This is a genomic window from Bradyrhizobium sp. TM233 (assembly GCF_036247965.1).
Taxonomy (GTDB): Bacteria; Pseudomonadota; Alphaproteobacteria; order Rhizobiales; family Xanthobacteraceae; genus Bradyrhizobium; species Bradyrhizobium ottawaense.
The window spans coordinates 574,458-587,448 of record NZ_BTIG01000008.1; the positions used below are offsets into that span (position 1 = coordinate 574,458).

The following is a 12,991-nucleotide window of genomic DNA, read 5'->3' on the forward strand; positions in this document are numbered from 1 at the left end:
CTGCGGCAGCGAAGATTAAGGGTACGGCGCTCGATGACTTTCCACTCGATCTACGCTCACGGGTTTGCGCGCGTGGCCGCCTGTGTCACCACGTCCCATGTTGCCGATCCCTCAGCCAACGCGAAGGCCGTGCTGGCGGCCGCCAATGCCTGCCATGAGCAGGCGGTGGCGGTCGCCGTGTTTCCCGAGCTGTGCCTGTCCGGTTATGCGATCGAAGACCTGGTCAAACAGGACCCGCTGCTCGATGCGGTCGAGCGCGGCCTTGCGGGAATCGTGGAAGCCTCCGCGGGACTGATGACGGTTTTGATCGTCGGGGCGCCGCTGCGCTTTGGTCATCGCATCTACAATTGTGCCGTCGTCATTCACCGCGGCAACATCCTCGGCGTGGTGCCGAAGACCTATCTGCCGACCTACCGCGAATTCTACGAGGGCCGGCATTTCGCTTCCGGCGCCGGCATGGTCGGGGAGACGATTGCGTTCGGTGGGCTGCATGCGCCGTTCGGCGTCGACCTGCTGTTTGCGGCCGAGGACGTTCCGGGCCTCACCATCGGCGTCGAGATCTGCGAAGACATGTGGATTCCGGTGACGCCGGCCTCGGAGCTGGCGCTTGCGGGCGCGAGCGTGCTGATCAATCTCTCGGGCAGCCCGATCACGATCGGCCGTGCGCGTTCGCGCGCGCTCTTGTGCCAATCGACATCGGCGCGCTGCCTCGCGGCCTACGTCTATTCGGCTGCAGGAGCAGGGGAATCGACCACGGATCTCGCCTGGGACGGCCAGACCTCGATCTACGAGAACGGCGTGCTGCTGGCCGAGGGCGAGCGGTTCCGCCAGGGCGGCCAGATCACCTATGCTGATGTCGATCTCGATCTGCTGAGGCAGGAACGTGCGCTGATGGGGACGTTCGACGACAACCGCCGGCAGCGTGAAGCGTTTTTCCGCAAGGTGACATTCGCCCTGAAGCCGCCGGCCGCCGACATCGGCTTCCTGCGCAAGATCGAGCGCTTTCCGTTCGTGCCGAGCGACGAAAGCCTGCTCGAGCAGGATTGCTACGAGGCCTACAACATCCAGGTCGCCGGCCTCGTGCAACGCATGCGCGCCACCGGCACCAAGCGCGTCGTGATCGGCGTCTCGGGCGGGCTTGATTCCACCCATGCGTTGATCGTCGCAGCCAAGGCGGTCGATCTGCTCGGCCTGCCGCGCGAGAACATCCTGGCCTACACCATGCCGGGCTTTGCCACCGGCAGCGAAAGCAAGACCCATGCGCTGGCGCTGATGCAGGCGCTGCAGACGAGCTGGCAGGAGCTCGACATCCGCACCACAGCGACGCAGATGCTGAAGGATATCGGCCATCCCTTCGGCACCGGCGAGAAGGTCTACGACGTCACCTTCGAGAACGTGCAGGCCGGCCTGCGCACGGACTATCTGTTCCGGCTCGCCAACCATCACGGCGGCATCGTCATCGGAACCGGCGATCTTTCCGAGCTGGCGCTCGGCTGGTGCACCTATGGCGTCGGCGACCAGATGGCGCATTACAACGTCAATGCCGGGGTGCCGAAGACGCTGATCCAGCATCTGATCCGCTGGGTGATCGCATCGAAGCAGTTCAGCGGCGACGTCAACCGGACGCTTGGCTCGATCCTGGTGGCTGAAATCTCGCCCGAACTGGTGCCGGTTGAGCCCGGCCAGAAGCCGCAGAGCACCGAAGCATCCGTCGGCCCTTACGAGCTGCAGGATTTCAATCTGTTCTACACGCTGCGGTTCGGCATGCGTCCGTCCAAGATCGCCTTCATGGCGCAGCACGCGTGGAAGGACGTCGCCAAGGGCGAATGGCCGCCGGCGTTCCCGAACGACCGGCGCAGGGCCTATGATCTCAAGGACATCCGACGCTGGCTCGAGGTGTTCCTGCGCCGCTTCTTCGCCTTCAGCCAGTTCAAGCGCTCGGCGATGCCGAACGGCCCGAAGGTCTCGGCGGGCGGCTCGTTGTCGCCCCGCGGCGATTGGCGCGCGCCCTCGGATTCGAGCGCGGCGGCATGGCTCGAGGATCTCGAACGGAACGTGCCGAGCTGAAGGGCGCGGCGGATCGGTGGGGAGATGATCGGATGTCGGCGGGGCATGGAGCGGAAGCGGAGGAGGCCAGGGTCGTCAACGGCCTCTACATCTTCGACATCGAAATGCGCGACGGCAAGCGCGGACAGGCGAGGGGCGTCGTCGTGCTCTGCGACGGACGCATCATGGGCGGCGACAGCTATTTCTACTACACCGGCACCTACACCTTCCGGAACGGCAAGTGGCGTGGCGACATGATCGTCAATCAGCATACCGAAGCGGTCGGCAGGACGCTTGCATTCGGCGGCAGGGAGGTTACCTGCGGCTTCTCGGGCGATTATTTCGCAGGCGGTGCCGAGGTCGAAGGCATGGCACTGGTCGGCAAGACCAGCGTGACATTCACCGCCCGCCTCACATTGAAGGACGCGATGTAAATCCGCGTGACCGGCCCTCGTTCCTGCTCAGGAACCTTCGCACCTACAGAGCGTTCGCGTCTGTTGTTGCGAATTGTCGAGGAGAGGGACCATGCGTCAACGCTTGATGTTATCGACTGCGGCCGTCGGGCTCATGCTCGCGTCCGGCATAGCCTACGCCCAGGCGCCCGGTGAGCGCAGAGACGAGCCAAAACGGACCGAGGAACCGGCGAAAGGCGCCGCGCCCCAGCGCGGTGGTGCAGCTCAAGAACGCGTCCAGGATCGCGCCCAGGGCGCACAAGAGAAGGTGCAGGGAGCCGGCCGTGAGGAGAAGGGCGGCGGCCGCCGGGCAGACGAAGAGAAGGGACGGCCGGGCACCGCCACCGAACGCGGCCAGCCCAATGCGAAAGAGCAGGCCCAGGAGTCCCGCGAGCCATCGCGAGATCGCAACCGCGAAGCCGACACGGCAAAACAAGGTCGCGAGACCGGCAAGAGCAGCGCCGAGACGAAGCAGGACAAGTCCGCGCCGCAGAAATCAACGGCCGAGTCCGAGAAGTCCAAGTCCGGTCCGGCTGGCCAGCAGAACGAGCGCAACCAGAACCAGCCTCCGCGCAATGCAGCCGAGCAACCGCCGGCGCAACAGAACAACCGGCCGGCCACCGCGACGGATACGAACCGCGCGGCTCCGACCAACAATGCGCAAACCGCGCCTTCCGGTACGCAGACCAATCAAGCCAATCAGACCACCCAGACCAACACGCAGGTTGGTCAGCAGACCAGCGTGACCACCGAGAAGCAGGTGCGGATGTCTGAAACGGTGAGCCGCGCGCGGTTGGCGCAGCCGGAGCGCAACCTGAACATTTCGATCCGGGTGGGCGAGGCGATTCCCTCGCGCGTGCGACTGTACCGGCTGCCGCCCGAAATCGTCTCGATCGAGCCCCAATATCGGGATTACGAGTATTTCGCGACCGATGACGACGTCGTCATCGTGGAGCCGCGGACGCATCGCATCGTCAGCCAGGTGCCGCGCGATCCGTCGCGAGCCCGCGCGCAGATGGGCGGCGCTGCCTCGTCGAACGTGGCAGCCGCCGGCAGCGCGACGGGCAATAGCGTGAATTGCCGGATCATGCGGCGTGATGCATCGGGCAATGTCGCCGAAGCAGAGCCGTCAACTGTCGGCTCGACCGCGCGCACGGATTCGCTGAGCGTGATGGTTCAGATGCCGGACGGCAGCTCGTCCGCACCGGTCGCCCTTGGGGCGGCCGCCGGCAATATCGTGGTCGCGACGCAAGGGCAGGGCGACTGCACGGTGACGATCGAGCCGCAGACGCGCTGATCGAAAGACGACGCTGAAACGACAACGCGCCGCCCGGATGCCCCAACCGGACGGCGCGTTGCTGCGTTCAATCTGAAAGTTTCGAGGTCCGGAGTGCCTAGGAGTCCGGACCTCGTCACCTTGCCCCAGCCTTCAATCCCCCGCCCCATGTGGTCCCCCAACCCCATGTAGCGCGATCAGAGGGTGATGCCCGTGGAAGTGGCCGCCGATCGATGCACGCGATGTACGTGACATCGCGATAGGATTCCATTCCGGATCACTACGGACACAGATGCCGCTTGCCATGTGCCCGTTCTGCATCGGTGGTCTGATCGCCGTGGCCTGATCTACCGCACGCGATCGGCAGGATGTCCACATCTCCGCGGCGCTGCTGAACCTCGATTTCACGGGCCTGTCATTGAACTGGTCTAGCGCTGCTCCCTGTCATCGCCGACAGCCAAGGAGCAAGCCATGTCGAAGCCGGTGTTGGGCGCCGCATTGTCCATCAAATCTATCCCCGCGCATCGCGACTGGCTTCTCGACCGGCAGCGCGATCTCGAAATCCAGGATTTCTTCCGCGCCGATCTGCTCGATAGCGACTGGCGCAGCACGGCCGGCGAGATCAAGCAGATGCTCTCGGGCCATACCGGCCGGCTCGGCATCCACGGCCCGTTCTGGGGCTTCAAGATTGACAGCCACGATCCCATGATCCGCCAGGCCGTGACCAAGCGCCTGCTTCAGGGCCTCGACGCCGCCGAATTCCTCGGCGCGACGCAGATGGTGATCCATTCGCCGTTCACGACCTGGGACCACAACAATCTCGATCTTTATCCGGACAATCGCGGCAACCTCGTCGAGCGCGTCAAGGCGACGCTCGCCGAGGTGATCGCGCGCGCCGAGACCATCGGCTGCGAGATCGTCATCGAGAACATCGAGGACAAGGATCCGCGCGACCGGGTGCGCCTCGCCAGGGCGCTGGAAAGCGCCAAGGTCCGCGTTTCGCTCGACACCGGGCATGCCAACTACGCCCACATCTCCACCGGCGCGCCGCCGGTCGATTATTATGTCGAGACCGCCGGCGACATGCTGACCCATGTGCATCTGCAGGACACCGACGGCTTTGCCGACCGGCACTGGGCGCCGGGCGAAGGCAATATCCCCTGGGTCGCTGTGTTCCGTTCTCTGGGACGGCTGAATTCCAACCCGCGGCTGATCCTCGAACTCCGCAACCACGACGACGTCCGCGCCGGCGCAGCCCATCTCGCCGCGCTCGGTCTCGCCGAATAACCGCATCATCTGGGGCTACCGCCATGAGCAAATTCACCCGTCGCACCATCCTGAAAACCGGCGGCGCCGCCGCTAGCACATTGTTGCTGCCGCGTTTTGCGATCTCGCAGGGCGACAACCGTCCGTCGGTGACGATCGCCGTGCAGAAGGTGACGAATGCGAACGTGCTCGACGTGCTGCGCGAGCAGTCCAATGTCGGCGAACGCGTGTTCTTCTCCTCGATCTGGGAGGGCCTGATCTCCAAGAACTGGCGCGGCAGCCTCGAGGCCGTGCCCGGCCTTGCCACCGAGTGGCGGCGCATCGACGACCAGACCGTCGAGGTGAAGCTTCGCCAGGGCGTCAAGTTCCACAACGGCGACGAGCTGACGGCCGAAGACGTCGTCTTCACCTTCAGCCGCGAGCGCATGTTCGGCGAGACCGAGGCCAAGAGCCGCTCGACCATCCAGGCCTTCGAGAAGATCCCGACACCGCGGCCGGGCAAGGAATTGCCGCCCGACGTTCCCGCGGTCGCACGCCGGATCTGGCCGGACCTCGTGCGCGTCGATGCGATCGACAAGTACACGGTGCGCTTCTACAACGCGACGCCCGACGTCACGATCGAGGGCCGGCTGTCGCGCTACGGCTCCGACATCATGAATCGCCGCGCCTGGGACGAATCCGCGAGCTACCTCGACTGGGCGCGCAAGCCTGTGACGACCGGCCCCTACAAGGTCGTCGAGCTCAAGCCCGACGTGTCGCTGACGCTCGAAGCGCACGACGAATATTGGGGCGGTCGTCCGCCGCTCAAGCGCATCCGCTTCCTCGAAGTCCCTGAGGTCGCGAGCCGCATCAATGGCCTCTTGTCGGGTGAATACCAGTTCGCCTGCGACATCCCGCCGGACCAGATCGCCGGCATCGAGAAGAACGCCGCGTTCGAAGTGCAGGGCGGCACCATCCTCAATCACCGCCTGACCGTATTCGACAAGAACCACGCCCAGCTCGCCAATCCGCTGGTGCGCCGCGCCTTCACCCACGCGATCGATCGCCAGGCCATCGTCGACAGCCTGTGGGCCGGCCGCACCCGCGTGCCGAAGGGCCTGCAATGGGAGTTTTACGGCGACATGTTCAACGCCGACTGGAGCGTGCCGGCCTATGATCCGAAGCTGGCGCAGGATCTGCTGAAGCAGGCCAATTACAAGGGCGATCCGATTCCGTACCGCCTGCTCAACAATTACTACACCAACCAGGTCGCGACCGCGCAGGTGCTGGTCGAGATGTGGAAGTCGGTCGGCCTCAACGTCCAGATCGAGACCAAGGAGAACTGGTCGCAGATCATGGAGCGCGCGCCGAGCCGCGCCGTGCGTGACTGGTCGAACTCGGCCGCCTTCAACGATCCGGTTTCGTCGCTGGTCGCCCAGCACGGGCCGAATGGCCAGCAGCAGCAGATCGGCGAATGGACCAATGTCGAGCTGAACAAGCTCTCGGAGTTCCTGGAGACCTCGACCGACCGTGCCGCCCGCAAGAAGGCGTTCCGTCGCATGTTGGAGATCGCCGAGCGCGAAGACCCCGCCTACACGGTGCTGCACCAGAACGCGACCTTCACGGCCAAGCCGAAGTCGATCAAGTGGAAGGCCTCGCCGGCGTTCGCGATGGATTTCCGCGCCGGCAATTTCGAGGCCTGAGGTGTCACCACTGGTCAGCATTGCGGGCCTGAGCGTCGCCTTCAGCGGCGTGCCGGTCTTGCGCGGCGTCGATCTCGCTCTTGGCAAGGGCGAGGCGCTCGGCCTCGTCGGCGAGTCCGGATCGGGCAAGTCGGTGACCTGGCTTGCCGCGCTCGGGCTGTTGCCACGGCATGCCAAGGTCTCGGGCTCGGTGCGGCTCGACGGACGCGAGATCCTGGGCGCGCCGGCGGCCGAGCTCGACACGGTGCGGGGCGGACGCGTCGCCATGATCTTCCAGGATCCGGCGAGCGCGCTCAACCCGGTCTTGACCATCCGCAGGCAGCTCTGTGAAGCGCTGGCGCTGCATCGTGATCTCCAAGGCAGCGCCGTGAAGGCGGAAGCGCGGCGGCTGCTCGATCTCGTCGGCATTCCCGATGCGGTGCGGCGGCTAGAGGCCTATCCGCACGAGTTCTCCGGCGGTCAGGTCCAGCGCATCATGATCGCGATGGCACTCGCCGGAAATCCGGACCTGCTGATCGCGGACGAGCCGACCACCGCGCTTGATGCCACCATCCAGGCGCAGATCCTGGAGCTGCTCTCCACCATCCGCCGCGAGATGAACATGGCGATGGTGCTGATCAGCCACGATCTCGGCGTCGTCGCCGAGAATTGCGACCGCGTTGCGGTGATGTACGCCGGCCGCATTGTGGAAGAAGCGCCGGCCAACCAGCTCTTCGCCGATCCCGTGCATCCCTATGCCCAGGGCTTGATCGGCGCGCTGCCGCCGCTCGACGGGCCGCGGCGGCGTCTTGTCGCCATTCCCGGGACGGTGCCCGATCCCGCGCACATGCCCGTCGGCTGCGCCTTCGCGCCGCGTTGTGCGATGGCGGCCGAGGCGTGCGGCGTTTCCGCGCCGAGTCTGGCGCCCATCGCCGATGATCGGGCTGTCGCCTGCATCCGCGCCGAAGCCTCGCGCCGCGCGCTGCTCGGGATCGCGGCCGAATGAGCCCGCCGCTCGTCGAGGTGTCGTCGATCATGCGCAGCTACAGCATGCGCTCCGGCATGTTCGGTCGCAGCACGGCCGTCCACGCGGTCGACGGTGTGTCGCTCACGATTGCGAAGGGCCAGACGCTGGGCCTCGTCGGCGAGTCCGGTTCCGGCAAGTCGACCACCGGGCGCATCGTGCTCGGCCTCGAGCCGCCCGATATCGGCGAGGTGAGGTTCGACGGCAAGCCGATGGCGGCGACCGGAACGGCCGCGTGGCGCGCAGAGCGGGCACGCATGCAGATGATCTTCCAGGACCCGCTGGGCGCGCTGGACCGGCGTTTGCCGGTCGCAGCGCAAATCCGCGAGCCGCTCGACATCCACGGCGTCGGCACACCCACGATGCGCGAGGAGCGCGTCCGCGAACTGCTGCGCGCGGTCGAACTGACGCCTGCGCATGGCGCGCGTTATCCGGGCGCGCTGTCCGGCGGCCAGCGTCAGCGCATCGTGCTGGCGCGGGCGCTCGCCACAAAACCGGATTTCCTGGTCTGCGACGAGCCGGTCAGCGCGCTCGACGTCTCGATCCAGGCGCAGGTGGTGAATTTGCTTTGCGATCTCCAGGCCCAGCTCTCGCTCACCCTGCTGTTCATCAGTCACGATCTGCGCGTTGTCAGGCAGATCAGCAACGTCGTCGCGGTGATGTATCTTGGCCGCATCGTCGAGATCGGCAGCGCGGACGATTTGTTCGCGCGGCCCGAGCATCCCTACACCCAGGCGCTGGTCTCGGCGTCGCCAGCGCCGGGCCGCCGCAGCGCAGGCCGCATCGTGCTCGCGGGCGACCCGCCGAACCCGGCCTCGCGCCCCGGCGGCTGCGCGTTCCATCCGCGTTGTCCGCGCGCCATCGCCCGATGCGCACACGAGGTGCCGGCGCTGTCGACCGTCGGCGGGGACCGGCAGGTCGCCTGTCATCTGGTTACGGGCGCTCAAACGCGAGACGCCGCGTGATGGGACGCTACTTCGCCATTCGCATCGGTCGCGCGGCGCTGACGATCGTGCTCGTCGTTACCTTCGCCTTCGTCGTGCTGCGGCTGTCAGGCGATCCCGCGCTGATGATTTTGGGACCGGAGGCGCCGCCCGAGGTGCTCGCGGCGTTCCGCAAGGCCTGGGGCCTCGATGATCCCATCTGGTTTCAGTATCTCGATTATTTCGGCGCCATCGCCAAGGGCGAGCTCGGCCGCTCCATGCGCGACGGACGGCCCGCGATCGAGCTGGTGCTGGAGCGCATCCCGGCGACGCTGGCGCTGACCTTGCCGGCCTTCGCCTTCAAGGTCGCGCTCGGCGTTCCCGCCGGCATCTACGCCGCGCTGCACCGGGGCTCCGGAATCGACCGCGCCGTCATGATGACGGCGGTCGCCGGCTTCACCGTGCCGAGCTTCGTCCTCGCGCTGCTGCTGGTGCTCGTGTTCGCCGTGCAGCTCGGCTGGCTGCCCTCGGGCGGGCAGGACAGTTGGCGCCACGCGATCCTGCCCATTGCGACGCTGAGCCTCGGCGGTGCCGCCGTGCTGGCGCGCTTCACCCGCAGCGCCATGCTGGAGGTGCTGGGCCAGCCCTATATCCGCACCGCCTCGGCCAAGGGGGTGCCGTGGCGCAAGGTGGTGACGTCGCATGCACTGCCGAACGCGGCGATCCCGACCGTCACCATTCTGGGCTTCATGGTGGGCACGCTGATCGCAGGCGCGGTCGTGGTCGAGAGCGTGTTTGCCTGGCCGGGAGTAGGGCGCCTGCTCGTCGTTGCGGTCGCCAATCGCGACCTCGCCGTCGTGCAATGCATTCTGCTGCTGGTCGCCATGACCATGGTTACGTCCAACCTGGTGGTCGACTTCCTCTACGGCTTCCTCGATCCGCGGCTGCGCGCCAAAGGAGCGCACGCATGACCGACGCCACGCTGAAAGACGCGGCCATCGGCCGCCGCATCAATCTCCCAGCGATCCCGGTCTCGGTCCTGCTTGCGATCAGCTGGATCGCCGCGATGCTGGTGGTTGCGGCTTTCGCGGAGAAGATCGCGCCGTACGGCTATACCCAGCTCGATCTGCGCAACCGGCTCGCCGCACCCGGCAATGTCGCGCACTGGCTCGGCACCGACGAGCTCGGCCGGGACGTGCTGTCGCGCCTTCTGGTCTCGATCCGCATCTCGCTGCTGATCGCCTTCGGTGCGACCGCCATCTCCGCGATCGTCGGCACCACGCTCGGCTTCCTCGCCGCGCATTTTCGGGGCGCCGTGGAGCAGCTCGTGCTGATGCTGACCGACTTCCAGGCCAGCATGCCGTTCCTGATCATGGCGCTGGCGGTGCTCGCCTTCTTCGGCAATTCGCTGCCGCTCTTGATCGGCCTGATGGGCATGTTCGGCTGGGAGCGCTACGCCCGCATCGCCCGCGGCCTTGCCATCTCCGCCAATGCGCAAGGCTACGCCGCGGCGGTCCGTCAGCTGGGCGCGACGCCGCCCCGGATTTACCTCCGGCACATCCTGCCCAACATCGCCTCGACCCTGATCGTCTCGACCACCCTGGTCTTCCCCGAGGTGATCCTGATGGAGTCGGGCCTGTCCTTCCTTGGTCTGGGCGTGCAGCCGCCGATGACCAGCCTCGGCAACATGGTCGGCTACGGCCGCGAATATCTGACCCGGGCACCCTGGATCATGCTGGCGCCGGCCACCACCATCGTCGTGACCACGCTGGCCGTCTCCGTGATCGGCGACTGGCTGCGCGACCGGCTCGATCCGACGTTGCAATAACGGATGCGCCTCGGGATCATCCGCCGTCATTCCGGGGCGCGCCGAAGGCGCGAGCCCGGAATCCATTGTCCCGCGGGTGCTGCCGCCCGATGGATTCCGGGTTCGATGCTGCGCATCGCCCCGGAATGACGGAGAGAGGTATGCTAGGCGCCGAAAACCCCGCGCCGGGAGCAGGGGAGCCCTGTCCGGCTCAAGTTCCCGTTGCGCCAGCCCACCCCGTGCGCTATCCGGCCACAAAGGCCTGAGGCGGCACCACATTTTCCCGCCCGGCCGGTCAAACCGAGGACGGAAACCGCCATGCCAGCCTATCGCTCCCGCACCACCACTCACGGCCGCAACATGGCGGGCGCCCGCGGCCTCTGGCGCGCGACCGGAATGAAGGACGGCGATTTCGGCAAGCCGATCATCGCGGTCGTCAACTCCTTCACCCAGTTCGTGCCGGGTCACGTCCACCTCAAGGACCTCGGCCAACTGGTCGCCCGCGAGATCGAGCAGGCCGGCGGCGTCGCCAAGGAGTTCAACACCATCGCGGTCGACGACGGCATCGCCATGGGCCATGACGGCATGCTCTACAGCTTGCCGTCGCGCGAGCTCATCGCCGACAGCGTCGAGTACATGGCCAACGCGCATTGCGCCGACGGCCTCGTCTGCATCTCCAACTGCGACAAGATCACGCCCGGCATGCTGATGGCCGCGCTGCGGCTCAACATCCCCGCCGTGTTTGTTTCCGGCGGGCCGATGGAGGCCGGCAAGGTCAAGCTGCAGGGCAAGACCAAGGCCGTCGACCTCATCGACGCCATGGTCGCCGCGGCCGATAGCAAGGTCAGCGACGACGACGTCAAGGTGATCGAGCGCTCGGCGTGCCCGACCTGCGGCTCCTGCTCGGGCATGTTCACCGCCAACTCCATGAATTGCCTGACCGAGGCGCTCGGCCTCGCGCTGCCCGGCAACGGCACGGTGGTGGCAACCCATGCCGACCGCAAGCGTCTGTTCGTCGAGGCCGGCCACACCATCGTCGATCTCGTCCGCCGCTATTACGAGCAGGACGATGCATCCGTGCTGCCGCGCAACGTCGCCAACTTCAAGGCGTTCGAGAACGCCATGACGCTCGACATCGCGATGGGCGGCTCGACCAACACCGTGCTGCATTTGCTCGCCGCCGCCCATGAAGGCGAGGTCAAATTCACCATGCAAGACATCGACCGGCTGTCGCGCCGCGTGCCCGTGCTGTGCAAGGTGGCGCCGTCAGTCGCCGACGTGCACGTCGAGGACGTGCATCGCGCCGGCGGCATCATGGGCATTCTGGGCGAGCTCGATCGCGCCGGCCTGATCGACACCTCGGTCTCGACCGTGCATGCGCCGACCATGAACGAGGCGCTGGAGCGCTGGGATATCAAGCGCTCCAAGAGCGAGGCGGTCCGCACCTTCTTCCGCGCCTCGCCGGGCGGCATCCCGACCCAGGTCGCCTTCAGCCAGGAGCGCCGCTACGACGAGCTCGACGCCGATCGCGAGAAGGGCGTGGTGCGCAATCTCGAACACGCCTTCAGCAAGGACGGCGGCCTCGCCGTGCTCTACGGCAACCTCGCGCAGGACGGCTGCATCGTGAAGACGGCCGGTGTCGACGCCTCGATCCTGACATTCTCGGGCCCCGCGCGCGTGTTCGAAAGCCAGGATGCGGCCGTCGAGGGCATTCTGGGCGGGAAGGTCGTCGCAGGTGAAGTCGTGGTCATCATCTACGAAGGCCCGCGTGGCGGTCCGGGCATGCAGGAGATGCTCTATCCCACGAGCTATCTGAAATCGATGGGCCTCGGCAAAGCCTGCGCGCTCGTCACCGACGGCCGCTTCTCCGGCGGCTCCTCCGGCCTGTCGATTGGCCATCTCTCGCCGGAAGCCGCCGAGGGCGGCAACATCGGCCTGGTGCGGACCGGCGACCGCATTGCCATCGACATCCCGAACCGCAGCATCACGCTCGAGGTCTCCGACGAGGAGCTCGCCCAGCGGCGTGCCGCGGAAGAGGCCAAGGGTGATACTGCCTGGCAGGCGGTGGGCCGCAAGCGCAACGTCTCGACCGCGCTGCAGGCTTACGCAGCGCTCACCACCAGCGCCGCGCGCGGCGCGGTGCGCGAGGTCAAGCGGCGCTCTAAATAGCGCCTCGACACGCCACAGGCGGGAATCGATTGCTCCGAAGCGCTCGCGGTCCCCCGCGAGCGCTCAAATGCGCCGTGCAGGACAGAGATGCGAGGCCGGGACGGGGGGTCGCAAAGAAACGGCCCCCGCCTCCTGGGGTGTGGGCTATTGGGGGGTGGAGGCGAGAGCCGCTTTGCGAAGTGGGCACCCGACGTGCGGGCTCGCCCGCCAGGCCCTGTGAATTTAGTGCATTTGTTCTCGCTTTGCTATTTAATTTTTATTTATTTCTGTTTTTTTCTGATTTAATCGTGCAATCCTAAGAAAAATAGCCGAAATCCATTTTTTCCGAATCCGGCCAGGCGGTCGCCGTATCCCTCCGCAACGGTCC

Annotated in this window: 10 protein-coding genes; all 10 read left to right on the forward strand. The window is 66.3% G+C overall.

What is annotated here, in order from left to right; all coding sequences use genetic code 11:
* Window positions 1-33: 33 nt before the first annotated feature.
* The 10 genes from AABA86_RS20795 to ilvD all read left to right on the forward strand — a co-directional run bounded on the left by AABA86_RS20795 (window position 34) and on the right by ilvD (window position 12,624).
* Complete coding sequence (locus AABA86_RS20795) at window positions 34-2,067, forward strand: NAD(+) synthase (protein WP_338308171.1); 2,034 nt, start codon at window positions 34-36, stop codon at window positions 2,065-2,067.
* A 32-nt stretch (window positions 2,068-2,099) separates the two neighbouring features.
* A complete protein-coding gene (locus AABA86_RS20800) occupies window positions 2,100-2,480 on the forward strand; it encodes a GrlR family regulatory protein (protein ID WP_338308172.1) in 381 nt (126 codons plus the stop codon).
* Window positions 2,481-2,571: 91 nt separating this feature from the next.
* Entirely contained in the window at window positions 2,572-3,795 is a 1,224-nt protein-coding gene (locus tag AABA86_RS20805) for a DUF1236 domain-containing protein (RefSeq protein ID WP_338308174.1), read from the forward strand.
* A 450-nt stretch (window positions 3,796-4,245) separates the two neighbouring features.
* Window positions 4,246-5,061 (forward strand): sugar phosphate isomerase/epimerase family protein, encoded by an 816-nt coding sequence (locus AABA86_RS20810; RefSeq protein WP_212249441.1) that lies wholly within the window; start codon window positions 4,246-4,248, stop codon window positions 5,059-5,061.
* 23 nt (window positions 5,062-5,084) lie between these two features.
* The gene (locus AABA86_RS20815) at window positions 5,085-6,722 is read left to right on the forward strand and encodes an ABC transporter substrate-binding protein (RefSeq protein WP_338308176.1); all 1,638 of its coding nucleotides are present in this window, start codon (window positions 5,085-5,087) and stop codon (window positions 6,720-6,722) included.
* A 1-nt stretch (window position 6,723) separates the two neighbouring features.
* Window positions 6,724-7,707: an ABC transporter ATP-binding protein gene (locus AABA86_RS20820; RefSeq protein ID WP_338308178.1), complete on the forward strand. Its 984-nt coding sequence runs from the start codon at window positions 6,724-6,726 to the stop codon at window positions 7,705-7,707.
* A complete protein-coding gene (locus tag AABA86_RS20825) occupies window positions 7,704-8,690 on the forward strand; it encodes an ABC transporter ATP-binding protein (protein ID WP_212249438.1) in 987 nt (328 codons plus the stop codon). The genes AABA86_RS20820 and AABA86_RS20825 overlap by 4 nt, the downstream gene beginning before the upstream one ends.
* Window positions 8,690-9,619 carry an ABC transporter permease gene (locus AABA86_RS20830; RefSeq protein WP_212249706.1) on the forward strand — a complete coding sequence of 310 codons (930 nt, stop codon included), beginning with the start codon at window positions 8,690-8,692 and terminating at the stop codon, window positions 9,617-9,619. The genes AABA86_RS20825 and AABA86_RS20830 overlap by 1 nt, the downstream gene beginning before the upstream one ends.
* The gene (locus tag AABA86_RS20835; RefSeq protein WP_212249437.1) at window positions 9,616-10,476 is read left to right on the forward strand and encodes an ABC transporter permease; all 861 of its coding nucleotides are present in this window, start codon (window positions 9,616-9,618) and stop codon (window positions 10,474-10,476) included. Before AABA86_RS20830 ends, AABA86_RS20835 begins: the two co-directional genes overlap by 4 nt.
* Window positions 10,477-10,773: 297 nt before the next feature.
* Complete coding sequence (ilvD, locus tag AABA86_RS20840) at window positions 10,774-12,624, forward strand: dihydroxy-acid dehydratase (RefSeq protein WP_212249436.1); 1,851 nt, start codon at window positions 10,774-10,776, stop codon at window positions 12,622-12,624.
* Window positions 12,625-12,991 lie beyond the last annotated feature (367 nt).

What these genes read in the sequence shown, in the direction of transcription:
- AABA86_RS20795 (WP_338308171.1), top strand. Translation starts at nt 34, where the DNA reads ATGACTTTCCACTCGATCTACGCTCACGGGTTTGCGCGCGTGGCCGCC.
- AABA86_RS20800 (WP_338308172.1), top strand. Translation starts at nt 2,100, where the DNA reads ATGTCGGCGGGGCATGGAGCGGAAGCGGAGGAGGCCAGGGTCGTCAAC.
- AABA86_RS20805 (WP_338308174.1), top strand. Translation starts at nt 2,572, where the DNA reads ATGCGTCAACGCTTGATGTTATCGACTGCGGCCGTCGGGCTCATGCTC.
- AABA86_RS20810 (WP_212249441.1), top strand. Translation starts at nt 4,246, where the DNA reads ATGTCGAAGCCGGTGTTGGGCGCCGCATTGTCCATCAAATCTATCCCC.
- AABA86_RS20815 (WP_338308176.1), top strand. Translation starts at nt 5,085, where the DNA reads ATGAGCAAATTCACCCGTCGCACCATCCTGAAAACCGGCGGCGCCGCC.
- AABA86_RS20825 (WP_212249438.1), top strand. Translation starts at nt 7,704, where the DNA reads ATGAGCCCGCCGCTCGTCGAGGTGTCGTCGATCATGCGCAGCTACAGC.
- AABA86_RS20830 (WP_212249706.1), top strand. Translation starts at nt 8,690, where the DNA reads ATGGGACGCTACTTCGCCATTCGCATCGGTCGCGCGGCGCTGACGATC.
- AABA86_RS20835 (WP_212249437.1), top strand. Translation starts at nt 9,616, where the DNA reads ATGACCGACGCCACGCTGAAAGACGCGGCCATCGGCCGCCGCATCAAT.
- ilvD (WP_212249436.1), top strand. Translation starts at nt 10,774, where the DNA reads ATGCCAGCCTATCGCTCCCGCACCACCACTCACGGCCGCAACATGGCG.